Source organism: Anaerocolumna xylanovorans DSM 12503, assembly GCF_900143645.1.
In the GTDB taxonomy this organism is placed as follows: domain Bacteria; phylum Bacillota; class Clostridia; order Lachnospirales; family Lachnospiraceae; genus Anaerocolumna; species Anaerocolumna xylanovorans.
In genome coordinates, this window is record NZ_FRFD01000006.1 from 127,985 (window position 1) to 152,938 (window position 24,954).

Genomic DNA, 24,954 nt, shown 5'->3' on the forward strand with positions numbered 1-24,954 from the left:
GCAGTCCGTCTTTTGCAGTTTTTATTATAGGAAGATCAGCTGATGGGCTATCTTATTTTACCGGTTCAAAGTTTGTAGAATCTCCATAAGAAATATCAAAGGTAAGATAAATTAGCTCAACGGGTGAATCAGGGTCGTTAATCCGGTAGAGGAGCTGCTTTACCAGCCGTTTTCCCAATGCTCTGGTATCCACCTGCACCGTTGTAAGATAATTGACAAGCTCGCTGTACTCGGTATTTCCGTCATAACCGGAAACAGCTACGTCTTTTGGCACATCAAGGTTATGCTCCTTTAAGTACCGGATTACAAGGTTGGCCAGGAAATCACTGGCACAGACAAAAGCTTCCGGCATCTTATCCAGGCCATCCAGGAACTGGCTGATTTCCTCGGCATAGGTATAGATTCCGATGCTGCCGGTAAGGCATTTACCGGGGTCAGAGAACAGGTTATGGTTAGCCATAGCCTGCTTATAACCCAGGTACCGGTCGTTATTGGTTCTGGCATAATCCGTAGCACCGATAAATCCGATATCGGTTCTTCCTTTTCGGATAATGGAATCGGTTATTTTTCGGACGCTTTTACAGCCTTCCAGCAGGACCAGGTCACCGGTCAGAATGTCATCTGGAATGGAAGTGACAGTATCCAGGAATACTTTTGGGATTCGCAGTTCATTTAACATCTCAAGAAGAGGTGCATCGTAGATATTAAGTATAATCATTCCCTGTATGGTTTTGTTGGTCAGAACAGGGGGCAAAGTGTAGGAGTCCGTATGTCCTAAAGGAGCATAGATATACATCAGATTAATATTGCTTTCGGCCAGTTCTTTTGCAATATAATGAATGATATTCATCCAGAAAATAGAAGAATCAGGGCGGGATACGACAACTGCCACGGTTATTGGTGTTTCTGTTTCCGGGATTTCGTTTGAAGCTTCCGTTATCAGAGGCTGTCCAAGCTTTGGGTAACCCATTTCCTGCGCTTTTGAAATAACCTGTTTGCGAAGGGTATCCGAAACTCCAGGATACTCATTAAAAACCTTCCAAACCGAAACTCTGGATACGTCAAGAGCATCAGCGATATCTTGCATTGTAACTTTTCCCATGATTCCCTCCATATTGACATGTATAATCTCGGAAGGAAAACAGCACACCTATTTTCCTTTAATTCCTTTCATTATAGCATAAGTTGAAAACGGATACAAATATAATTTGTTAAAAATGTTAACTTAGGTTTGAATATCTGTTCTTAATAGGATAATATAATTGTGATTAAAGTGTCAAAAGGTGCGCAGTACTGATTTTGATGTAAGATATCGGTATGTAAGTGGACTTACGACAGCAATATCTTGTAACAGAATTGCATTTTCGGTGCTTTTGATACCTTAATTAATTATAAAAATTTAATAAAAACGAGGAATTATGTTGTAAAAATGATTAAAAAATGTTAACATTTATTAAAACATTAAGTTGACAAATTTACAATAGTTAAAGGTCGTAAAGAGAGGTTGGGCGTCATGCACTCAGCAGAAGAAAGAGCAAAAGAACTACTGGCTAAGATGACACTGCAGGAAAAGATAGGGCAAGTGAACCAGAGGCTGTACGGTTTTGGAATTTATCAAAGGATTTCACGGAATGGACAGGAAGATGATATTATCCTGTCAGAGGAATTCAAACAGGAGGTCAGGAGGTACAGCGGTCTTGGTGTACTTTATGGTTTATACCGGGCAGACCCCTGGTCCGGCAAAAACTTTGATAACGGTCTCACAGGAAACTATGCAGCCAAAGTATATAATATGGTACAAAGATATGTAATAGAGCATTCCAGATTGGGAATCCCCATGATGCTAAGTTCTGAGTGTCCTCATGGACACCAGGCACTGGATGGATATCTTCTGCCGGTGAATCTGGCGGTAGGAGCATCTTTCCATCCGGCGCTGCTGGAAAGAGCCTACCGGGTCTGCGGCAGGCAGATGAAAGAAATGAAAGTGGATATGGCACTGATTTCTACTCTGGATATCCTGCGGGATCCAAGATGGGGAAGAAGTGAAGAATGCTACGGCGAAGACCCCTATCTTGCTTCGGAGTTTGCAAAAGCAGCAGTAAAAGGTGTGCAGAAAGAAGGAGTGGCCGCAGTAGTGAAACATTTCTGTGCCCAGGGAGAAGGAACCGGAGGGATTAATGCCAGCGCTGCAAGAATCGGGGAAAGAGAGCTTCGGGAAATCCATCTGCCGGTGATGAAGGCCTGTGCCCGGGTTTGTGCAAAAGGAGTGATGGCGGCTTATAATGAAATAGACGGGATTCCCTGCCATGCCAATAAGAAGCTTTTAACAGACATATTAAGAGGCGAGATGGGTTTTCAGGGAATTGTGATGGCGGATGGAGTTGCCATAGACCAGCTGGATGTCATGACGGGAGACAATGTGCTTTCGGGAGCCCTGGCTTTGAGGGCCGGTGTGGATATCGGTTTATGGGATCAGGCTTTTGGAAAGCTCGGGGAAGCTATAGAGAAAGATGTCACGCTTAAGGAGGAACTTGACCGGGCTGTTTTACGGGTGCTTACCATGAAGTATGAAAGAGGGCTGTTTGATAATCCCTATATGGAAGAAAGCGGTCAGAGTTCAGTTTATGGTTATGAGAAGAATACGGAGAGCCTGGACTTAGCCAGAGAATCCCTTATCCTGCTGGAAAACAGAAAGGATATCCTTCCTCTTTCCCTTGACCGGCTTCAATCCGTTGCAGTGATCGGACCTAACAGTGATGCATTATATAACCAGTTGGGTGACTATACGCCGCCCGTAAGGGAAGAAGAGGGAGTAACGGTACTGGAGGGAATAAGACAGGCGGTCAGAGATTATGAAGGACAGACCGGACGGAAAATCAGGATAAACCATGTAAAGGGCTGCGGTCTTCTTAATACCTCCGAAGACGATATTGAAGGGGCAGTACGGGCAGCAAAAGAGTCGGATGCGGTAATTCTGGTACTCGGAGGTTCCTCCAGCCGGTTTGGAGAGGTGGTCTTTGATTCTAACGGTGCGGCCATATACAGCGGAAGGGAAGATATGGACTGCGGAGAGGGTATGGATGTGTCCAGCCTTAAGCTTCCCGGCCTTCAGGACCGGCTGGCCAGGGAAGTATTGTCTGCGGGGGTTCCGGTCATTGCCGTTTGTATACAGGGAAGGCCCTATGCAATAACAGAACTTTCCCGGAAAGCAGATGGACTTCTTTGCTGCTTTTACCCGGGAATGAAAGGAGGACAGGCAGTTGCGGAAACTATCTTTGGGAAGATTTCCCCTTCCGGCTGTCTTCCGGTATCCATTCCGAGACATTCAGGACAGCTTCCGGTTTATTATAACTACAAATCTTCTTACCGTGCCATGAGTTATCAGGATTTAGAAAGTACACCCCTTTATACTTTTGGTTACGGAAAAAGCTATACCTGTTTTTCTTTCGGAGGTACCCGGATGGAAATCCCGGCAGATGGGGAAGAGGCAGGAGAAATTGCAGTTATAACAGCAGAAAAGTTAAAGACTTCAGGAATCCGGCTGCATTTTACAGTTACCAATAACGGGAAAATGGATGGTTTTTGTGTACCGCAGCTTTATATCCGTCAGAAACGTTCGGGCACCATCCGAAGAGTTAAGGAATTAAAGGATTTCTGTAAGGTATGGATTCCTATGGGTGAGACAAGGGAATGTATGTTAGCTTTGGATGAAGAAAAGCTTTCCATTTGGAATGAGAAGATGGAATTTGGGGTCGAACCCGGTACCTTCCATTTGCTTTTACAAGATGGGGAAGGGATTATATGGGAAGGCGACCTGGATATCATATAGAATAATGAATGCGCAAAGGTATAGCGCAGGAACGGAGAAAATCATGTATATTTTACCGGTACCCAGGCAATGGGAAGAAAAAGAAGGTTTATTTTTACTGGATTACCGTTGCAGAATTGCGGTGGAAGCTACGGTTACGGAACATATTTATTATTATGCAAAACTTTTGCAGGAGGATCTGGAAAAACAATTGGGCTATGCCCCTGCCATAAGCAGGGGAGAAAGTTCTGCAGGTGATATCCTGCTGGGAATTAACTCTTCCCTCTTAGAAGAAGAATATCATCTGAATATCTGTAGAGAGGGCATTTACCTGGTGTCCGGAAGTGAAAAGGGGCTTTTATACGGCATACAGACCCTGCGCCAGATGGTTTCCCAGGCGGGAGCCCTGCTTCCCTGCTGTGAAATTAAGGATTATCCGGGCATAACCAACCGGGGATATTATTTTGATGTTACCAGAGGGCGGATTCCTACCATGGAAAGCCTTAAGGCCCTGGCAGACAAATTGAGCTATTACAAAATGAACCAGCTGCAATTGTACATCGAACACAGTTACCTTTTCCGGAATCAGAGTGAGGTCTGGAGGGATGATACGCCTCTGACAGCCGAGGATATTCTGGAACTGGATGCTTATTGCCGGCGTCTGAATATTGAGCTGGTGCCTTCTGTGTCCACTTTTGGGCATCTTTACAAGGTATTAAAAACGAAAACCTATGGAGTCTACTGTGAAGCTCCCGAACAGACAAAAGAAGAATTCTCTTTCCATGACAGAATGCATCATCATACGCTGGATGTATCCAATGAAGGGAGTATTGAGTTTGCAAAGAAACAAATAGAAGAGTTTCTGCCTTTATTTACATCAGAACATTTTAATATCTGCGCAGATGAAACCTTTGACCTTGGCAAGGGAAAGAGCAGGGAACTGGCTGAAAATAAGGGGATTCAGAGGCTGTATCTGGAATTTGTAAAAGAGTTATGTGAATTTGTAATAGAAAAAGGGAAACGTCCTATGTTCTGGGGAGATATTATCGCAGGTTTTCCGGAAGCTATCCGTGAACTTCCCAAAGAGGTAATCTGTCTGAACTGGGGGTATGCGCCGGAGCAGAGGGAGGATGAAACAAAAGTCCTTTTTGATGCGGGAGCAGTGCAATACGTATGCCCGGGCGTGGGAGGCTGGAACCAGTTCATCAACCTGATAGAAAGCTCCTACAAGAATATAACAAGAATGTGTTCCTATGCCCATAAATATCAGGCTCTGGGTGTTCTGAATACGGACTGGGGTGATTTTGGACATATCAACCATCCGGAATTTTCAACAACAGGGCTTATATACGGAGCCGCTTTTTCCTGGAACCGGGAGCAGCTGGAATTTTTGGATATCAACAGACAGATATCCTGCATAGAGTACGGTGACAGCAGCGGGAAGTTTGTGGACAGGATTGCTGTATCTGCCCCGAAGTCCGTATTTGACTGGTGGCATGTAGTGATGTACAAGGAATACGGGAATACGGAGTTTGCCACAGAGGAAACTGTAACAAAAGCTTCCGCCGCCAATGAAGAACTGAGTAATTTAAAAAGAAAACTGTATGCGGGACTTACTTCCATGAAACCGGAGAAGAGAGGATTGATAAAGGCTTACCTGGTAGCAGTGGATGGAATGATACTCTTTAATAATATTGGGGCTTCCATTGCTCACGGGAAATACAAAGTAGCAGGGGAAGCAAAGAAAGGGCTTGCAGCAGAGCTGGAATACTGGTTCTATGATTACAAGGAAGTCTGGAGGACGGTCAGCAGAGAATCAGAACTTTACCGAGTACAGGAAATTGTCATATGGTATGCGGATTTACTAAGGACTCTGGACTGTTAGCGTAGACGGTCAAAGTAAATTGTTAATCTATTCAGGCAAGATAGGAAGACGGGAAACCGGGGAGGAAAAGGAAACGGATAATGGGTAAGTTAATCGGATATGTCGGTACCAGGGATTTAAAAGAGGTGACCGTGGAAGATATGAATAATCTGGATGTGATCAATATAGCTTTTGGACACATCCGGAAAGGCCGGGCGGAATGGAACCATCCGGAATGCAAAGCTGTTTTATCACGGATAAAATCCCAGAATCCGGATATTAAAATTCTTTTGTCTATAGGAGGCTGGAGTGCCGCAGGTTTTTCGGAAGCTGCTATGACAGAAGGAAACAGAAAGCGGCTGGCTGCCTCGGCAGTAGACATTATAAGAGAATACGATTTGGATGGAATTGATATTGATTGGGAATATCCCTGCTTTCGTGTTGCAGGAATCGACGGAAGTGAAAAAGACAGAGAAAACTTCACTTTTTTGATGGAAACCTTAAGAAGGACTTTGGATGTAGCAGAGGAAAAATCCTATTTGTTAACCATTGCAGCAGGAGGAGACGATTATTTTACCTCCTGTACCGAGATGAATAAAGTACAAAAGTTTCTGGATTATGTCCAGCTGATGACTTATGACTTAAAGGGAGGCTTTCAGACCTTTACCGGACACCATACCAGCCTGTATTCCAACAAAAGGGATTTGTTTCCGGCCAGTACGGATAAAGCAGTGGAATGCTTTATCCGGGCCGGAGTACCCAAGGAGAAACTGGTAATCGGTGCCGCCTTTTATTCCAGGGAATGGAGGGATGTACCGGATGTAGAACACGGACTGCACCAAATGGCGGGAACGACAGGAGGGTACGGTCCGGCCTATCATATCCTTATACAGGACTATATTAATAAAAACGGATATGTCCGGTATTGGGACGATGAGGCAAAAGCACCTTATTTATTTAACGGAGAAACCTTCATAAGCTATGATGATAAGGAATCCTTAAAAAGAAAAGCAGAATATGTAAAGCAGAAAGATTTGTTCGGGATGATGTACTGGGAATACGCCTGTGATAAGAGCCATACACTCACCGGATGGCTGCGGAAACAACTGGATTTAGCAGAGGCAGACAGGAAAAACTGTGAAATTCAGTGTATGTAAAGTTGTATAACTATATCGTGCGCTGGCTCCATTTTCGACCCGCATTCGGGTTAAAATAGAGCCAGCGCACATTGTTCATAACTTGAAAGGACCGTTACGAAATGAATAATCATGAAGTTGTATGTCCAGTATCTTTTGATTGGGGCTTACAGTTACATTATATCCGGCCTTTTCCATATACCTTTGTGCCTCCTTTGCATTTCCGTATCGTGCATAAGCAAGGCCTAATTCAGAATAAAAAGTTTTCGTAAAATCTGTTTCAGGTAAGCTTTTGCTTTCTATAATGGCTCTACCGGCTTCAAGATATTTTATGGAAAAATAATATTTTCCCATATCAATATAAAGGTTTCCTATATTGTAGTAAAGGATAGCGATATTAAAATGTTTATTGTCCAGTTCTTTCAGATATATCTTTTCGGCTTTGTGATAATATTCCTCTGATAATCCGTATTTCTTTAAACTGTGATAAATTTCGCCGATACCAACATAAGATATACCAACATCAACGGACTCTGCCCCATATATGGTTGAGAAAATTTCTAAAGATTCCTGCTTTAGTTTTAAGGCTCTACTGAGATATTTATCATTTCCGGACTGCCTTCCATACACAACTGAGAGATTGTCTAAAAATTTGCTGCGGATATTTCGCGCTAACTGATCATCTGCCAGAAGGACGTCATATAATTCGTCTGCGATAATAAGTGCCTCATTCTCACCTTGCTGAGACAGGGAATAAGCCAAGATGATTTTTAGAAATAAAGTGTTTGTAAATGAGGATGATTCAGGAATTTCCTTTAACAAGCGATTTAACTTAACAGAAGCCATTTTAAAATTGGAAATAAATAAGTACTGTTGAATTATAAAAAGCTTTGCCATAAACAGAGTTTCGTAGTCATCATGCAGCAGGCTCAAAGCTTCCTTAGCATAATCAATTGCAGACATAAAGTCAGAATCTGTAGAAGATATTTGCGCACACAGTAATTTGATTTTTCCGAGAGTGGTATTGCCTTTATTACCTGCAAGAGCTTCCAGCATATTAATATAGGTTCTAGCATCTGCCAAAAGATATAGATCTGAATAGGTGTGGGCAATATCGAACATCAGATCGTATAAATCTTCTTTGTATTCCTGATTGATTTTGCGACAGATAGAATCTGCATATATCATCGTGGATGATAAGCTGCCTTTATTGATCCGATATTTATCTTCCTCAAGTTCTCTGTGAATCGCGATAATCAGATTACTATGAGCGTCTGCTAAGATAGGTTTTCTTGCATACAGGGTATCTGAAATAATTGGATGCATATAGTAACCGGTTTTCTTACGTTCAAGCCAGCCCTTACGATATAACATGGTGAACAAGAGGTTGGAGGTGCATTTTGCATCTTCTCCTAATAGCTTTAAACATAAATCACCTTCGATGGGCTGATTGGGCAGTAAAGCAAAAGCCTCCAGCACATTTATCTCTTGAGTATTTAAATTTGCCATTGCAAACAGCTTTTCGTATTCCATTTGCATATTGGCATATTCAAAGCCGGAGCAATAATCCATGTTGAATTTGTTTTTGATTAATTGCTCCTCTAACTGCTCAAGAGTCCAGTTATTATCACTGGCAATTGAGGCTAGTAAGCCAATTGTTTTTGTATGCTTTTTGGCATAATTGAAAATAATTCTGTCAAATACATCATTATTTGTAATGACACCTGTAAATTTAGATATAAATAACTGCCGACAGTTATTGTCGCTTAGAGGTTCGATTTCCAGGACCTTAAATTTGTCAAGAGTGCGAAACCTTGAAGTTATGACAACTTTACCATGGAATGAGTACAGTTTATTAAGTGAATTGTCCTTTGTTAGTGTATTATTTATATTGTCAATAAATAATATACAGTTGTTTTTATCCCCAAGCTCATAAAGGCGCATCCAAGCTGTGCGGAGATCTTCATCATAATTACCGGTTTTCTTAATAAGCATTGATTGATATACGGTAAAATCCATGGAATCCTGGTAAATCATGAATCCCAGTTTATAAGGGCTATCTTTGCTGTTACTTATACTGACATAATCAAGATAGATACTTTTAAGAGTCTCAGATTTCCCGATACCGCCTATACCTGATAGCATAAGATATGAGGAGCTGTTCAGGATAGTTCTGATGGTGTCTTTTTCCATGGCGCGATCAATATAATCCTGATCCAGAGCCGTATTTACCGATAAAGTATATATGCTGCTCTCTTTTGTATGAAGGAGTGTTTTTTCAAGGCTTTCAATTCTTGTTTCATGATCTTTGAGGGTACAGTCCATATCATCCAGAATCTGAAATTGAATATAAGTGCTCAATTCTTTAAATCCTGATAATTGTAGTTTGAATTCATTTATAAATATAGATAGGAATTGATTCAAATCAAATGCATTAAGGTACAACTGTTCATTTGTTTCTTCCTTCATTAGAGCATCTTTCAGCCACTTTTCCATACTTACATAGGTGAAGCCCTGCTTCCATTCATATTCAATTCGAGGTTCGAGTAATATAAGAAGCCTATTAACAGAATCATAGTTGATTCTGTTAGAGCAGCCTTTAAAGGTCTTGTGAATCACTTCCAATAATTGTAAATTAATCTCCTTTGTTAAATCGGATTTTATCCAGCCTAAACCATAGATGCATTTCTGCATGACTGACGGTACTTTTGCAAGCAGTTGAATTCCGATGTTCCCGGAAAATAAACCGGCAATATCCAGGACCTTCTCAGTTGCATTCATAACATCGTTTAAGACTTTATTTTGGGGCATTTTACTTCTCTCCCTTTATGTTGTTATATGACAAAATATGATAGTAAAAGTATAACATTATTGCTAAATAATGTCACTATCACTTGTTTATAATTTATTCTAACGGAGTATTTACTAATATTGTATAAATTGAATTTAAATGGTAATATATGTATGGCGCTTGTTTTGGATTTTATTATTAGAGTTTGAGGAGATGTGCTATGTCATTTAATTCTATAGTGGATATAATTAATGATCTTGTATTTAATATTTTAGAAGAAAAATGTTTGAAAATTTATAAACAGAATGAACTCAAAAATTTAATAAAAAAATTCATGGAACAAGAATATGAAGCTAAGTTTGCTCATTTATCGATGGAGGAAGAAATTGATTTCGGAGGAATTTGTGAATATATTAGGTGCAATTTCTTGGAAGATATGAAAGAGTATTTATTTGGTATTGATAATAAAAGGAGAGAGAGCTGTTATAGTACTATTATTAATAAATCACTATATTATGGAAAATCCAATTCTAAAAATGAAAAAATGATAAAAAATTTTATTAATAATATAATAGATGTAATCAATAAGTTTATATATGAAAATTTAGATGAAAAGGATATCTTTTTAGCCAATAGAATTACTGATAATATAAGAGATAGTTTGATAAATGAAGTTAGTAAATTAAAAAAGGAATTGTCAGATCAGCAGGCTTCTGGTAACAACAATACTTTAGTATATAAAAGCAAAGATTATTTTGCAAAATGGAGCAAAGATTCAGAAACTTTGGCTGGTGAGATTTTGAGTCTATATCTAAATAATGAAACGGGGAAGATTCCAACCCGATTACAAAATAATTGGGATTGCTTTATTAAATTGGACAATTGGAATGTAGGTATACTGTCTAATTTGAATAGAATGATAGAAAATATTACATTACTGATTACGGATAAGACAATTAGTAATCATTTCTACAAAGATATGAAATCCTTACAGGAATATAAAAGAGAATTAAAGGATTTTGTTCATTATATAAATGAGGACAATCCATTTCCTTCTTCCATTTCCTATAAATTAAACATATTACTCAAGAAAGTTAAGAAAGAGATTTGTGAATTAAATTGTTATAAAACCAATAGTAATTTATTTAAATCTCTAAATGATATAATAAAATATATGGAGAGTAAATTGCTAAGTAGGACTTATGGAAAATGTTTTTGTCTGGTAGGCAGATTAGGGGCAGGTAAGACGCATTTTGTATTTAACGTTATTAAAAATTATAACAAATGTTTTTTTGTTTATATAAATTTTCAGGATTACCAGAAAAGCAGTCTTGAAGATTTAGTATTGGCCGAATTAAATATGAATAAATGCGATAATTTAACTATAAGGAGAACAAATAGTTTCTTAAAAGAAAGTAATTTAAGGCTAATTATAGTTATTGAGAATATCCAGGGTAACAATTTTAATATGGAAAAATTAAAAAATGATATATATGAGCTTTCAAAATATGAAATGATTTACTGGCTGTTAACTATCAGAGAAACAAATTTAAATGATTTAAATTCATATTATGATATTAATACATTTTTAAATCAATACGGAGTAACGGAACTTGATTTTATAGAAAACAATAACATGGAAGATTTAAGCAGATTTCATTTTGGAAAATGGTTAAGTATCGACAGCTGTAATATTGAATCCCAAACTTGGTTAAATATATTATTTTCGGAAAACAACAATGTTAATGCTATAGAACAAAGAATAGTTAATAGTTTAGGTATACTAGAACCTCTAATTATTTGGATTATTAAAAAATTAAATATAACAAATTTACTAGACACAATTGATTTGGTTTACGAAGATTATGCCAGGTTGTTTTTAAGCAATAGGATGTTTGATTTGACGGAAATAAGTAAAAGCTGTAATTATCCTTTTGAATACGAAAATATAAATGATATGGTAATCTTTATCTCTGATTTTGTTACCGAAACACAAAATACATTATTCAGCGAAAAGGATTTGAAGATTTTTGCCGAGCAAAGGGAGTTTTTTTATAAAAACAATTTATTTGAATTACTTAATATTCTGTATAAAGGCTGTATGCTGCAAAAAAATAATGAGCTAAATAGTATTCTGATTTTTAAAAGCACAAAGTATAAACTGGATTACATCGTAATTTGGGCTTATATTTGTTCTTTGGCTTTAATTAATGAAAGCGATAACTCCGCAGTAAATGTAACGAGTGAAATTGAAACTATAAAAAAGTGTAATCCTGATTTCTATAATTATATTGTTCAGTTTACGTATATACTAAGCGTTGATACAATAATACATAAAAATCTGGATGAATTAATCAATGATCCGTTATTATGGATTTCTTTTACTAAAACAAAGGAGAAATATTGTATATACTTGTTTCAGCAAATAAATCACTATAGTATAAAAAGCTCAACTTTCTTTTACATATTATATTTTATAAAACAAAAGGATTATTTATTTTCTTTAGCAGATATAATGAAGATATTCCAGGATAATTATTCTATAATCAAAAATGAAAAACTAGCGAATTATATGGTGAATATTATCGGTAATAAATTACAAAAAATACAAACGAGAGGAGAAATAATCAATAGCTTGGAATTTTTTGTGGGGTGTGAGGTTGTTGATGACTTACAAACAAGCGATTATACCCACAAACCATCACTTACAAATGAAATAGCCAAAATCCTGGCTATAAGGCTTTTTAGCCTGGTTAATGGTGATGAACCGGTAATAAAGCTGCTGTCAGAAGTAAGGCAATATTGTGATGACAATTCTGAAAAAATTTTAAAGGATTCGGAGTATCATAGTGCAGATGATGAGATTTTTCCATTTATATTTTTTGAGTTTTTCTATTGCCATTTATGTAAAATCCTATTAAGAAATGGAGATACGGACAGGAATTATAATATTATAAAAAACTCTTGGCTGAATTACAAAGGCAGAGATGAGAACGCAATATATTATATGTGGATGAGACAATCGCAAAATCTTGAAATAGGCAGGTATTATAGGGATATAAAAAAACATTCCATAAATAATGGAACATTGGATAATGTTATAAAATTGTTAAATGCATTGATGGATTCATCCAATGAGGATGAATTATGTGATTGTTATTATATAATAAAACATACTATAAAATATGAAGACAGATACCATAAAAGGCTAGATAAAATTTTTAACCCCTTTTTAAAATCTTTATTATCTAAAAAATGTAATAAACTTAAATCTTTATTGATTAATGATGAGGGATTTATAAAGAAGCAAGGATTTTGTATTACAGAGAAATAGTTGTAAAGGTAAGAGGCAGTAGGAGCCGCTTGGGAAGAAGCTTTGGAGGGAGAAAGAAATGACAAAGAACAGCCGTGATTGTGGATAGTTCCCGCGGGAAAATTTTCGAATGTGGATAAAGTATCTGCACATGGAGAGGAATCCCTTGACAGTGGCAAATTTGGATTTATAATATAGGCATGAGTTTCGTTAAGACAAGTAAATACGGTACTTAACGGGATATCACCACTTTATTGTAAGGGGGAATGCCTTTGGAGAAAAAGGGTAGTGTGGGTGAACAGGCAGTAATTAAAAATCCACCGATAAAACCTGTAAGTAAGAATAAGAAAAAGAATAAAAAGAAGAGAAGAGTAATTTATGAATATTTTATCTGTGTCCTTGCATTAATTGGAACCGGACTTGCAGTTATTGATATAACAAGAGGAATGACTTATTGGCAGCACTGGCTTGACTGGGCGATTTTAGGTATTTTAACGGCTGATTATTTTGTACGGCTGTTTTTTGCCAAAGATAAAAAAGTATTTTTCCGTGAGAATATATTTCATTTAATTGCAATTATTCCTTTTCATTCAGCCTTTCGGATATTCCGTGCCGCTTCTTTAGCGAAGCTGCTAAGCCTTAGTATCGTGGGAGCATTTCCCCGTAAGGCTTTCCGGAAGATAAAGATTTTTATTAATACCAATGGACTTAAGAATGTGATTATACTTACCGCTTTGGCTATTTTTCTTGGTGCCGTCGGTATCATGTACACTGAAAAGATGACCTTTGAGGATGGGTTATGGTGGGCTTTCGTGACAGCGACTACCGTGGGATACGGAGACTTATCTCCATCTACTGATCTGGGCAGGATTATTGCAGCGGTACTGATGATATTCGGTATCGGTTTGATTGGTTCCATTACCAGTACAATAACCAGTTACTTTTTAAAGGCGAACAATAAAGGGGTCAAAGAAGAAACCCTGGAGATGATAAAGGACAGAATTAATAATGTGGCGAACCTTTCTGACGAGGAAATTGATTCCATCTGCAAGATACTGAAGACACTGAATAAATAATTTTGAAACATGTTCTAAGTAGCAGAGAGCATGGGAAGCGGAATTATTACCTCTTCCGACGAAGGGGACGTCTATTGGGTCAAGCTGGAGGAGTTAAAAGATAAGAAGCTGGCGGATGGAATGGATAGAATGCTACGGGTATTTTTAGAAGAGGATATCAGTGAGCAGTACTGGTATAAGGTTGATGGACTTTGGAAGGATGAATTAAAATAAAGGCAAACTGCACCTTTTTCTGTGCTCAACGCACAGGGTACAGTTTACCTTCTGTAGTACAGATATAAGATCATTATATCTGAATTGCTTTTTCACTATCTATGGTATAATCCGTTCCATTAACCGATAAGGTGATTTTCTGCCCATTCTCATTTTTAATGATTACAGCATCTTTTGTAATTGTTGCCTTTATCAGGTTTCCTCTGAATTTAATCCGGAAGGAAAAGGATTTCCAGTTGTCTGGTATGACAGGATGAAAGCACAGTTTTTCTTCCACCACTCTCATTCCGCCAAAGCCTTCCACTACAGACATCCATGTGCCTGCCATACTTGTTATATGGCAGCCGTCTTCCGTATCATTATTATAATTATCCAGATCCAGTCTGGCAGTTTTCAGATACATTCCATATGCCTTTTCCTTATCCTTTAGCTTTGCTGCCAGGATTGCATGAATACAGGGAGAAAGAGAGGATTCGTGAACGGTTCTGGGTTCATAGAAATTAAAATTCCTTCTGATTGTATCCAGATCATATTTATCCTGTAAGAAATATAGTCCCTGCAGAACGTCTGCCTGCTTAATAAAGCAGGAGCGCAGGATTCTGTCCCATGACCAATGTTGGTTTAAGGGAAGATTTTGCTTATCCAGGTCCCGTACCAGGCATTGTTCCTTATCCAAATATCCATCCTGCTGCAGAAAAATATCCCTTTCTTCATCCACCGGATAGTACATATGCTTTATGATATCCATCCATTTGACCAATTCGGTTTCCTTTAAGCTTAACTTATCTTCCAGACTTTTATAAGCCGGATAAGAATCCGCTTTCATCCGGTTAATTACTTCCAGGGTGTATTCCAGGGTCCAGGAAGCTATGCGGTTGGTATACCAGTTGTTATTTACATTATTCTCGTATTCGTTAGGCCCTGTAACCCCTAAGATTACATAGCTGTTCCTGGCCTTTGAAAAATTAACTCGTTCCTCCCAGAACCTTGAAAGCTCTATGAGAACCTCCAAACCATACTCCTTAAGGTAATCCCTATCCCCTGTATAATTCACATAATTATACACCGCATAGGCAATTGCCCCGTTCCGGTGAATCTCCTCGAAGGTAATTTCCCATTCATTATGGCATTCTTCACCGTTCATTGTGACCATAGGGTATAATGCCCCCTTTGGGAATCCCAGCTTGGCTGCATTTTCCTTGGCCTTCTCTAAATGCTTATAGCGGTAAATTAAAAGATTTCTGGGTATTTTCTGATCTGCCGTGCTTAAATAGAAGGGCAGGCAATAGGCTTCCGTATCCCAGTAGGTGCTCCCGCCATACTTTTCTCCTGTAAAACCTTTGGGGCCGATATTCAGCCTTTCATCTTCTCCGGTGTAGGTCTGGTTCAACTGGAATATGTTAAACCGTATGGCCTGCTGCGCTGACATATCTCCTTCAATGGCAATATCACTTTCGTTCCATTTCTTACTCCAGGCGGCAGAATGTTCCCGAAGCATTGCATCAAAGCCTTTTTGGTATACTTCCTCCAAACGGGACTTACCATAGGGTATAAGTTCATCTTCGGTCTTATCTCTTGAGGTGACATTGATAACGTATTTATATAATACGGTCTCCTCTGACTGCTTTAAGGTGAGTCTTAAGTTACAGCCTACGTATTTCTCTTTTTCAATCAGCTCTGCCGTATGCTGGGATTTTTCTCCTCCCTGGAGGAGGTCATATTTCATCAGAGAGCATAACCGGAAATTAAGCTTCTTTGTTTTCAAAGTCAGGACTGCGCCTTCTGCACTGTTTTCTTTATGTACCTCTGTCCAGAATTTTTCGTCATAATTGGAATCCGTATTTTTAACATCTCCGTCAAGATAGGGAGTAATGATGCATTCACCGTCAAAATTAAGGGGAGTGATGGAATACCGGATGAGCCCGGCTTCCTTTACAGTCATACTTACGAATCTTTTCGCATCTATCCGGATTTCCTTTTGACCAGGCAGTCTTGCAATCAAAGTTCTGTGAAGGAATCCTTCCTTCATATTCAATACACGGCGGAATTCCTTTACTTGGCATTTGGCTAAATCCAGGCTTTCTCCATCAATAACTATGTTAATGCCAATCCAGTTCGTAGCGTTCAGTACCTTTGCAAAATATTCCGGATAACCATTCTTCCACCAGCCGACTTTGGTTTTGTCCGTATAATAAACACCGGCCATATAACTGCCCTGGAGGGAATCTCCGCTGTATGCTTCCTCAAAGTTGGCCCTTTGGCCCATATGTCCGTTGCCAATACTGAAAATGCTTTCCGAAAGTCTTTGGTCTTCCGGATGAAAGCCCTCCTCAATAATATTCCATTCGTCTGTTTTAATGTATTGTTTCATGTGAGGTCCCCTTGGTATGAAATAAATTATTTAATTTATCAATTGAGATATCTTTTAGTGTAGGAACTACGATATCTGCCTGATGCAGCCAGGCGGGGTTTCCTATCCCTACACTGTGCATTCCTGCATTTACCGCTGCTTCTATGCCGGCCCCAGCATCTTCAAAGACAATACACTCCTCCGGTTTTACTAAAAGACTTCCGGCTGCCAGAAGAAAAACCTGAGGGTCCGGTTTTGCCTTGGTTATCTTATTGCCGTCCACAATGATATCGAATTGATGAAGCAGGCCCGTGTTCTTTAGAATGGTCTCTGCGTTTTTACTGGCAGAGCCCAAAGCAATTCTAATGCCGTTACTTTTAAGATCCTGCAAAAGCCTTAAGGCTCCCGGAAGGATTTCCCTGTCTGTCATTTCCTCTATATATTCACAATACCAATGGTTCTTCTTATCTGCCAGCTCTAGCTTTGTATCTTCATCAAAGGATAAGCCGCCTTCCTTAAGAAGTATCTCCAGGGAATGCATTCTGCTTACTCCCTTAAGCTTTTCGTTCTGTACTTCCGTAAAGTCAAATCCAAGTTCCAGAGCCAGCCTTTTCCAGGCCATATAATGGTAGGTGGCGGTATCCACCAATACGCCGTCCAAATCAAAAATACACGCTTTTATAAATAATTCACCCCTTTACTCCGCCGGTCGTAATACCGGTTACAAAATATTTCTGGAAAGAAATAAATACAATCAAAATCGGGATAAGGCTTAAAGACGATAAAGCAAAAACGTATCCCCACTGGGTAAACTGATGCTGCCCAAAGAAACCGGAAATCGCAATCGGCAGCGTACGTTTCATATTATCGTTAATGACCGTATTGGCCCAGGGGAATTCTTCCCATGCAGTTAAAAAATTAAAAATGGAAATGGAAGCAATTCCGGGCTTAGCTAACGGAAGAATGATTTTAATAAACACAGTCAGGATACTTCCTCCATCCATATGCACCGCTTCATCAAATTCCCTGGGGATATTCTCGACAAAGCCTTTGATCATAAAGGTTGAGTAAGGAATTACCCAAGCTACATAGAAAGGAATCAGTCCGGGCAGCTTATTAATCACATTCAATTTAACAGCAAGTTCATATTGAGGTACGATTAAGGTCATTCCGGGAACGATCATCGTCAGGATAATGAATGAGAACAGGATATTCCTCCCAAAGAACCGAAACCTGCCGATACAAAAGCCCAAGGCGGAAGATACTATGGCGGCAATGGCCACCGTCAAAGTAGAAACCAGGACGCTGTTTAAAAAATTAACGTAAAATTTGCCCTGATTTATAATATAAACATAGTTTTCCAGCGTAATAGATTTCAAAGTGGGGAAAAACTTTGGCGGGTATTCATATAGTGCTCCATTTGGCTTTAGGGAGGTACTGATCAAATATATCATAGGTATTGTAAATAGAACCGCAAATACGATCAGAATGATATACAGGACTATTTGTATTGCAGTATTTTTTTTCATTTGACTTTCACCTCCGTCAATCTTTGCTTTTCATCAGCCTGAACTGCACTACCGCAAGCAAGGCTAAGACAAATGCCGTAATAAAGGAGAGAGCGGCAGAGTAGCCGAAATCCCCTGTACTAAAGGCCTTGTAATACATCCAGGACAGTATGGTATCTGTCTTGTGGCTTGGAGCTCCGCCGGTTATCATCTTGATTGAAGTATACACATTAAATCCGCCGATTGTTAACATTACCAAAGCGAACAGGATGGTTCCCTTAATACTTGGGATAGTAATTTTAAAGAATCGGGTCAACGAACCTGCTCCGTCAATGGAAGCGGCTTCATAAAGATCCAGAGAAACTGTTTGAAGGGCGGCTAAGAATACAACCATGTTCCAGCCGATTCCTTTCCAGGATCCCAGTATCATAGCCACACCAAGACCGCTCCATCTGGAATCAAGCCAGCGGATATTATGGTCAATCAGGTGCAGGATATCTTTCAGAAAATAATTAAAGAATCCTTCCGTATTGAAGATATATTTAAAAACCAAAGATGCAATTACCCAGGATGTAATAACGGGCAGGTAATATAATACACGAAAGCCCACTTTAAAATGGGTTACATTGTGTATTAAAAGGGCAGCCATCAAGCCGAGAAACATCTGGGCCGGAACGGTAACAAGAGTATATACCAATGTATTAACGAAGGCTGTTTGAAAATAGCTGTCCGTTAAGACTGCTTTGTAATTGTCCAGTCCGGCAAAGGACTGGTTTAAGATGGAATTAAAATCCCAATCAAAAAAGCTGATAATAAGCAGCTTAATAATCGGATAAATGGTAAAGAGCCCAAAAATCAGCAACCCGGGCAACAGTAGAATTGTAATATGCAATTTATTTTTTAAGGTTTTATATTTCATAAGCTGCCTCCATAAGCCGCCAACATTATCTTGATTAATATAACCGGATTTGTTATACTATAATATATTTTGGAATTGTTTATATCGTGGACAAAACAGATGGCGGTCATGCTGCCTCATCCGTTTTGTCCACATAGTTTCTGCTTTTTATTTACCTGCTAATAAGCCATCCACCTTCACAGCCAGTGCATCCATTGCTTCCTGGGCAGTTTTTTCACCATTTACAACGGATGTTACTGCTGCCGATAATTCCGTGTCAATTTCAGACCAGCATGATACGGTGGGTCTTGACTTGGCGGTTTTTATCGCTTCAAGGAACGGTGCAAAATCTGAATTTTTCACCGTATCGCTTTCCAATGCGGTTTTATTTACCGGTATTTGACCGCACTTTGCCATTTCGGTCTGTGCGAATTCACCGGTCATAAACTTAGCAAAATTCCAGGCAGCTTCTTTTGCAGCGTCATCACCTGATGTGTTAAATAAAGAGATGTCTTCGCCTCCCAGTACGGAGACGGAACCTCCATCACCAGCAGGCATAGAGGCAGTTGCATATTCAAAATCCGGATAAGAGCCTGCCATTTCAGCTATTTTCCAGGGACCTTCCAATATCATGCGAAAGCGCCCTGTTCCGAATCCATCCGTCATGGGAATATCTCCGCTGTTCCATCCGGTAATTGCCTTTTCTTTATACAGATCGGCAAACATTTGAACTGCTGCTACTGTTTTTGCACTGTTAATATAACCGCTGGCTTTGGTTTGTTCAGGATTCAGCAAATCACCGCCATAACTCCAGATGAAAGGGCACAGGTTCCATCCAGCCAAAGCGGGTTCATCGTAACCCCATATCTGCTGGCTGTTTTCATTGGTACCGGATAATTTCTTAGCATCATTTATGAATTCTTCCATGGTCGTGGGCGGGTTTAATCCTGCATCTTTGAAGGCCTTTACATTATAAAATAATATTTTCGTATTGGTATTAAGTGCAAGGCCATAATAATGGTCGCCTATCTTTGCAGTGCTCATTGCACTGTCAAGTAATGTTTGAGATACACTGCCAAATTCAGGTATTTTTTCATCAAGGGATGTCAGGATGCCTGCTGCCTGAAATTCAGGAATCCATGCGGCATCTAATCTGGCTACGTCAGGCAGTTGATCGGACTGCGCACTGACCAGAATTTTGTCATGCAGATCTGCCCACTCGTGGGATACTGCATTAACTTTAACACCGGGATTTTCTTCCTGGAATTTTGGTATCAATACATTCATCAGGGTGCTGTTCTCAGCGGATTGCGCACTGTAATGATGCCAGAAGTTAATAGTGACCTCTTCTGTTTTGGGTACGTCAGTAACCGTATCCCCTTTTGTTGCTGTTTCCCCGCTATTGCTGGGTTCAGATTCTACTGGTGATTTACTACAAGCTGTGAGAGCTGCCAGGCACATAACGGCTGATAGTAGGATTGCCAGTATTTTTTTTGTCTTGTTCATAGTTCTACCTCCTCAAATTTTATTATCTTAACGGAATAAGGCTCCAGCTTAAATGGTATGCTGACCCCATTTTCCGAAAAGTTCCTGCAGTTTTGTTCACCCAGGGGAATGATTTCTTTTAATTTTACCCCGTTGCCGGCTAATAAGCTGATCTCTGCCGGTTTTCCTGAATTGTTTATTATGACTTTAATATGTACACCTTCATGGCTGCGTTCAAAGCCGTATACATTATTCTCATTATCTGTAAGGATGGTCCTAAAATCACCATAGCGGACAGACGGTTCCTGATGGCGGATTTCAGACAGGCGCCGGTACCATGCCATCAAATCCTGATCCTGTTTTGTCTCCTCCCAGGGCATCGTTCTTCTGCAATCCGGATCATTGTCACCGGTCAATCCTGCTTCATCTCCATAATAGACTGCGGGGGCACCTGGCAATAAGAACTGAAGGGCTGCCGCCAGTTTTAATTTGTTCTTGTCCTCTCTGCAGGAGTGCAGAAATCTTGGTGTATCGTGGGAATCAAGCAGATTATACATTGCATGATTGAATTCTTCATAGTATCCTGCCAGCATATGATTCAGCCTTTCGTCAAGCTGCACTGGATTTATCTTTTCATAGGCGATAAAATCCAGCATGGCATCACGGAATATATAATTCATAACGCTGTCCATCTGGTCGCCTGAAAGCATTTTTCTTCCAAAGCCCCAGGTTTCTCCCAGTAGTATAATATCAGGATATTTTTCCTTAAGGTATCTTCTTGCGGCTCTCCAGACATGGGGATCAACTTCATCTGCTACATCCAGCCTCCATCCGTCAATGCCTGCATAATTAATCCAGAATTCCATCACATCAAGTATAAAGCGGCATACCTCTGTGTTGGAGGTGCATAGCTTAGGCATCCATTTATAAGCACCTACGCACTCATAATCCCTGTGTGTGGTTTCTGCCGGGAAACGCGTAATATGAAACCAGTCCTTATATTTGGAATTCTCCTGATGTTTCATCACATCCAGAAAGGGTTCAAAGGAAGTTCCGCAGTGGTTAAATACACCATCTAGGATTATTTTCATCCCCCGGGCATGGCATCCATCCACCAGCTCCTTTAAATCTTCATTTGTGCCGAAGCTTTCGTCTACCTGATAATAATCCGTGGTCGCATACTTATGATTAAAATCCCCCTTAAAAACCGGATTCAGGTAAATACAGTCCGCGCCCAAAAGTTTAATATAATCCAGTTTCTGAATGATACCTCTTAGGTCACCTCCCATATAATTTTCTCTGGTCGGTTTCTCTCCCCAGTTTACACAATCTATGGGATCATTGGAATAATCACCGTTTCTAAAGCGCTCCGGAAAGATCTGATAATAAACCTGCCCTTTGGACCATTCGGGGATTTGTATGACATCACCGGGATTGGCATATAGATATTCGAAATAACCATCTGCCGGATAGGTTTTCGTAAAGTCATACTCAGTATAATAATAGTGCTCTCCCTCATTATTGATTAACTCGAAAAAATATTTTGTGTATCTCGCTATCTTGGAAAATTCAACCTCGGTGTAATAATAATCCAGCATGTTATCCTGATATTTAAGTTCCATTTTACTGCTCTTACGTTTACCGATATCATTTTCTGTTCTGGCCCAATAGATTAGTCTGCATTCTTTAAAGCTGTCTTTGGCTGTTTCCAGTCTCAATACCAGTTTGTTCCTTGCTTTGACATAGACATAATCCAGGGTGTTCTTATGAAGCACCACCGTTTTTATCATTGTTTTTTCTGTCTCCTTTCATAGATGATTCCCTTACAATGATATTTGTCGGAATGTACATATGATTTGTATCCTTTGAATTATCCTGGATTTTACGAAGCAGCTGTTTTGCCACCTGTATTCCCATCCCGTAGGTATCAACATCAACTGCCGTCAGGGGGGGATCAGTATACTCCGCAACAGGATAATTATCAAAGGTGACAATTCCGATATCATCAGGAATCCTGTAATTTATATTCTTTAATGTTTTTAAAACATTAAATGCTATGATATTGTTTCCGCATAAAAAAGCATCCGGATGGCTGTTACCTGACATCAGTTCTTCAATACGTTTATTATCGGCGGTTATATCCTGTCCATACTGAAGGATTAAATCCTGATTAATTTGAATGTTATGCTTTTTCAGGCAGGCTAGATATCCTGCCAATCGCTTTTGGGTAAATACCGTATTTGCCTTTTCCGTAACCAGTGCGATTTTTGAATATCCGCTTTGGATCAGGTGTTCCACAGCCATATGGCTCCCCAGTTCATTATCCACATCGATCCATGTGGCATCTGTTTTATATTTTTTCGGCTCACCCATAACAATAAAGGGAAATCCTGCCTGGTTCAATTCCATAATTAACTCCGGGCGCACGATGGAAGAGGGCATAATGAGTCCGTCAACCTTTTTCTCAAGCATAAGGTTTTCCACCGTGGATTTGCCTTCCTTTTTTCTGTCATTTGTTATCATAAGGCTGTAGCCATACTCCTGGATAACCTTTTCTATAGCAAAAACACTTCGGTTAAAAAATGCATTGGCAAAGGTGTTTTCATCTCTTGCATCAATAATCAGGCCAATGCAATAAGTCAATCCGTTGGCAAAATTCCTTGCCAGGCTATTGGGATGATAGTCGAGCTCTTCCATTGCCTCCTGTATTTTTCTGGTTGTAGTGTCAGATATTCTGGTATTGCCGTTCAATGCTCTGGATACAGTGGATGGTGATACCCCCACTTTCCTGGCAATATCTTTAATTGTTACTGTCATAGTAATCCTCCATGCATATCGCAGGCAAACCTGCGATACTGCCCAATCTGCGGTTGGATATTTGTTAATTATAAGATTTATTTTTAATGCTGCCTTTCAGTGTTGTGCAACCGTTTGCACAAGTTAATTATAAAGCCTCAGTCAGAAAAAGTCAATACGGATATTTAACACATCTTTTACATTAATATTCCCAGAATTTACATTTGATGGTATTTGTCTTTACGTAAGAAGATTATAGTATGTTTGCAATGAAATATACCAATAAAAAAACAAGGTAAGGAGAAACACTATGAAAAAGTTTGTATCAGTAGTTTTATCTTTAGTATTAGCTCTTTCAGTATTTTATTATCCTCCCACTACAGTATCAGCAGCATCAACTGCCAGTGGAACTGTCGTATTTTCCGGCTCGACTTCCGTTAATCCGCTTATTCAGGCTCTTGGAGAAGCCTTTATGAAAAAAAATCCAGGCATTAAAATCGTAGAACAGAATGTTACCGGTTCAGGTGCCGGTATTACCGACGCAAAGGATGCGAAGAGCACAGTTGATTTCGGTATGTCCAGCAGAGATTTGACCAGTGATGAGGCAACTGCATTAAATAAAATTCAGATATGCTTAGATGGACTTGCTGTTGTAGTTAACAAGAAAAATCCCATTAACGAAATTTCTCCTTCGTTATTATATAGAATCTATTCGAGAGATTCTTCTGCTTTAACCTGGAATCAGGCAGGCGGTTCTTATAAGACAAGTGTTAAGATTGCTCCTTTCGGACGTGAGGCAGGTTCCGGTACAAGAAGCTGTTTCGAAGATTTCTTCAAGGTTGATTATGGCAAAGCGCTTCCAAACAGTTACGATGTGAAGTTGGATGGTTCCCTTGCAAGTACAGGTGTTATGCAGACTTCCGTTCAGAACAATACCGGCGCTATTGGTTATATGTCTCTTGGTGATATGGATGAAACAAAAGTAAAAGCCGTATTGGTTGAAGGTATTGCGCCTTCCAAGTATACAGTAGCAGACGGTACCTATCCAATTAAGAGACCTTTCTTACTTGTTTATAATAAAAATAAGACTATTACACCCGCAGCACAGGCTTTCTTAGATTTCATTTCCAGTGCAGACGGACAGAACATCATCGACAAAATGGGATTTGTTAAGAATAACCTTGTAAAAGTAAAGGCAAAAAGTATCACATTAGGCAGCGCTGCCCTTAATGTAAAGCCCGGTTCCAGCGTGAATTTAACAGCAGCTGTTACACCTGCTGACACAGACAATAAGAAAGTTGCATATTCTTCTTCTAACACGGCTGTTGCTACTGTTTCTTCCACCGGTGTTGTAAAGGGCATTAAGACCGGAACTGCTGCGATTACAGTTAAGACAACCGATGGAACAAACATCAGTAAGACCTGCCTTGTTACGGTAGAGAATCCTGTCACAAGTGTTAAGCTGAACAAGACTACAGCAGATGTTAAGGTTGGGAAAACAGTTGCTTTAAAGACAACGATCAATCCTTCCGCGGCATCGAACAAAACGGTTATCTGGAGTTCTTCCAACCCTTCCGTAGCCACTGTTTCTTTATCCGGTGTTGTTATCGGTAAAAAAGCTGGTAAAGCTAAGATTACAGTTACAACAGTCAGCGGAAAAAAGACGGCAGTATGTGAAGTTACCGTAACCAAATAACTTTATAAATATTCTGCAAA

The 24,954-nt window shown here is 39.4% G+C and carries 16 protein-coding genes; 7 read left to right on the forward strand and 9 right to left on the reverse strand.

The window, feature by feature from the left end:
* Positions 1 to 52 precede the first annotated feature (52 nt).
* On the reverse strand, positions 53 to 1,102 hold the full coding sequence (locus BUF11_RS11085) for a LacI family DNA-binding transcriptional regulator (protein ID WP_073588917.1): 1,050 nt from the start codon (positions 1,100 to 1,102) through the stop codon (positions 53 to 55).
* A gap of 411 nt (positions 1,103 to 1,513) precedes the next feature.
* Here BUF11_RS11085 and BUF11_RS11090 point away from each other — a divergent pair, with 411 nt between their 5' ends.
* The 3 genes from BUF11_RS11090 (at position 1,514) to BUF11_RS11100 (ending at position 6,829) form a co-directional block, all read left to right on the forward strand.
* Complete coding sequence (locus BUF11_RS11090) at positions 1,514 to 3,829, forward strand: glycoside hydrolase family 3 N-terminal domain-containing protein (RefSeq protein WP_073588918.1); 2,316 nt, start codon at positions 1,514 to 1,516, stop codon at positions 3,827 to 3,829.
* 43 nt (positions 3,830 to 3,872) lie between these two features.
* Positions 3,873 to 5,693, forward strand: coding sequence for a glycoside hydrolase family 20 zincin-like fold domain-containing protein (locus BUF11_RS11095; protein WP_073588919.1), 1,821 nt, complete (start codon positions 3,873 to 3,875; stop codon positions 5,691 to 5,693).
* Between the two features lie 80 nt (positions 5,694 to 5,773).
* Positions 5,774 to 6,829: a glycoside hydrolase family 18 protein gene (locus tag BUF11_RS11100; protein WP_073588920.1), complete on the forward strand. Its 1,056-nt coding sequence runs from the start codon at positions 5,774 to 5,776 to the stop codon at positions 6,827 to 6,829.
* 75 nt (positions 6,830 to 6,904) lie between these two features.
* On the opposite strand, the gene BUF11_RS11105 is transcribed toward BUF11_RS11100, so the two are convergent.
* A complete protein-coding gene (locus tag BUF11_RS11105) occupies positions 6,905 to 9,619 on the reverse strand; it encodes a tetratricopeptide repeat protein (protein ID WP_073588921.1) in 2,715 nt (904 codons plus the stop codon).
* A 200-nt stretch (positions 9,620 to 9,819) separates the two neighbouring features.
* Between BUF11_RS11105 and BUF11_RS11110 the strand changes: the two genes are divergently transcribed.
* The 3 genes from BUF11_RS11110 to BUF11_RS11120 all read left to right on the forward strand — a co-directional run bounded on the left by BUF11_RS11110 (position 9,820) and on the right by BUF11_RS11120 (position 14,201).
* Positions 9,820 to 12,933, forward strand: coding sequence for a hypothetical protein (locus tag BUF11_RS11110; protein WP_073588922.1), 3,114 nt, complete (start codon positions 9,820 to 9,822; stop codon positions 12,931 to 12,933).
* A gap of 251 nt (positions 12,934 to 13,184) precedes the next feature.
* Positions 13,185 to 13,988, forward strand: coding sequence for a potassium channel family protein (locus BUF11_RS11115; protein ID WP_175562040.1), 804 nt, complete (start codon positions 13,185 to 13,187; stop codon positions 13,986 to 13,988).
* 30 nt (positions 13,989 to 14,018) lie between these two features.
* A complete protein-coding gene (locus BUF11_RS11120; protein WP_073588923.1) occupies positions 14,019 to 14,201 on the forward strand; it encodes an NUDIX hydrolase in 183 nt (60 codons plus the stop codon).
* Between the two features lie 73 nt (positions 14,202 to 14,274).
* Here BUF11_RS11120 and BUF11_RS11125 read toward each other — a convergent pair whose 3' ends face one another.
* From BUF11_RS11125 to BUF11_RS11155, 7 genes are all read right to left on the reverse strand, one after another.
* Positions 14,275 to 16,572, reverse strand: a complete 2,298-nt coding sequence (locus tag BUF11_RS11125; protein ID WP_073588924.1) for a glycoside hydrolase family 65 protein — start codon at positions 16,570 to 16,572, stop codon at positions 14,275 to 14,277.
* Positions 16,556 to 17,233 (reverse strand): beta-phosphoglucomutase, encoded by a 678-nt coding sequence (gene pgmB / locus BUF11_RS11130; RefSeq protein ID WP_073588925.1) that lies wholly within the window; start codon positions 17,231 to 17,233, stop codon positions 16,556 to 16,558. Before pgmB ends, BUF11_RS11125 begins: the two co-directional genes overlap by 17 nt.
* 7 nt (positions 17,234 to 17,240) lie before the next feature.
* Complete coding sequence (locus tag BUF11_RS11135) at positions 17,241 to 18,080, reverse strand: carbohydrate ABC transporter permease (RefSeq protein ID WP_073588926.1); 840 nt, start codon at positions 18,078 to 18,080, stop codon at positions 17,241 to 17,243.
* A gap of 16 nt (positions 18,081 to 18,096) precedes the next feature.
* Positions 18,097 to 18,978, reverse strand: coding sequence for a carbohydrate ABC transporter permease (locus BUF11_RS11140; RefSeq protein WP_073588927.1), 882 nt, complete (start codon positions 18,976 to 18,978; stop codon positions 18,097 to 18,099).
* Between the two features lie 147 nt (positions 18,979 to 19,125).
* Positions 19,126 to 20,463: an extracellular solute-binding protein gene (locus BUF11_RS11145; protein ID WP_073588928.1), complete on the reverse strand. Its 1,338-nt coding sequence runs from the start codon at positions 20,461 to 20,463 to the stop codon at positions 19,126 to 19,128.
* Positions 20,460 to 22,232 carry a glycoside hydrolase family 13 protein gene (locus tag BUF11_RS11150; protein ID WP_073588929.1) on the reverse strand — a complete coding sequence of 591 codons (1,773 nt, stop codon included), beginning with the start codon at positions 22,230 to 22,232 and terminating at the stop codon, positions 20,460 to 20,462. The genes BUF11_RS11145 and BUF11_RS11150 overlap by 4 nt, the downstream gene beginning before the upstream one ends.
* Positions 22,207 to 23,259, reverse strand: a complete 1,053-nt coding sequence (locus tag BUF11_RS11155) for a LacI family DNA-binding transcriptional regulator (RefSeq protein ID WP_073588930.1) — start codon at positions 23,257 to 23,259, stop codon at positions 22,207 to 22,209. Before BUF11_RS11155 ends, BUF11_RS11150 begins: the two co-directional genes overlap by 26 nt.
* A gap of 289 nt (positions 23,260 to 23,548) precedes the next feature.
* Between BUF11_RS11155 and BUF11_RS11160 the strand changes: the two genes are divergently transcribed.
* The gene (locus BUF11_RS11160; RefSeq protein ID WP_073588931.1) at positions 23,549 to 24,934 is read left to right on the forward strand and encodes an extracellular solute-binding protein; all 1,386 of its coding nucleotides are present in this window, start codon (positions 23,549 to 23,551) and stop codon (positions 24,932 to 24,934) included.
* The last annotated feature ends 20 nt before the right edge of the window (positions 24,935 to 24,954 follow it).

Bases quoted from the DNA above. Each gene is read 5' to 3' on its own strand.
- BUF11_RS11105 (WP_073588921.1), bottom strand. From the start codon at position 9,619: ATGCCCCAAAATAAAGTCTTAAACGATGTTATGAATGCAACTGAGAAG.
- BUF11_RS11155 (WP_073588930.1), bottom strand. From the start codon at position 23,259: ATGACAGTAACAATTAAAGATATTGCCAGGAAAGTGGGGGTATCACCA.
- BUF11_RS11125 (WP_073588924.1), bottom strand. From the start codon at position 16,572: ATGAAACAATACATTAAAACAGACGAATGGAATATTATTGAGGAGGGC.
- BUF11_RS11110 (WP_073588922.1), top strand. From the start codon at position 9,820: ATGTCATTTAATTCTATAGTGGATATAATTAATGATCTTGTATTTAAT.
- BUF11_RS11095 (WP_073588919.1), top strand. From the start codon at position 3,873: ATGTATATTTTACCGGTACCCAGGCAATGGGAAGAAAAAGAAGGTTTA.
- BUF11_RS11145 (WP_073588928.1), bottom strand. From the start codon at position 20,463: ATGAACAAGACAAAAAAAATACTGGCAATCCTACTATCAGCCGTTATG.
- BUF11_RS11160 (WP_073588931.1), top strand. From the start codon at position 23,549: ATGAAAAAGTTTGTATCAGTAGTTTTATCTTTAGTATTAGCTCTTTCA.
- BUF11_RS11100 (WP_073588920.1), top strand. From the start codon at position 5,774: ATGGGTAAGTTAATCGGATATGTCGGTACCAGGGATTTAAAAGAGGTG.
- BUF11_RS11085 (WP_073588917.1), bottom strand. From the start codon at position 1,102: ATGGGAAAAGTTACAATGCAAGATATCGCTGATGCTCTTGACGTATCC.
- BUF11_RS11120 (WP_073588923.1), top strand. From the start codon at position 14,019: ATGGGAAGCGGAATTATTACCTCTTCCGACGAAGGGGACGTCTATTGG.
- BUF11_RS11140 (WP_073588927.1), bottom strand. From the start codon at position 18,978: ATGAAATATAAAACCTTAAAAAATAAATTGCATATTACAATTCTACTG.
- BUF11_RS11090 (WP_073588918.1), top strand. From the start codon at position 1,514: ATGCACTCAGCAGAAGAAAGAGCAAAAGAACTACTGGCTAAGATGACA.
- BUF11_RS11150 (WP_073588929.1), bottom strand. From the start codon at position 22,232: ATGATAAAAACGGTGGTGCTTCATAAGAACACCCTGGATTATGTCTAT.
- BUF11_RS11135 (WP_073588926.1), bottom strand. From the start codon at position 18,080: ATGAAAAAAAATACTGCAATACAAATAGTCCTGTATATCATTCTGATC.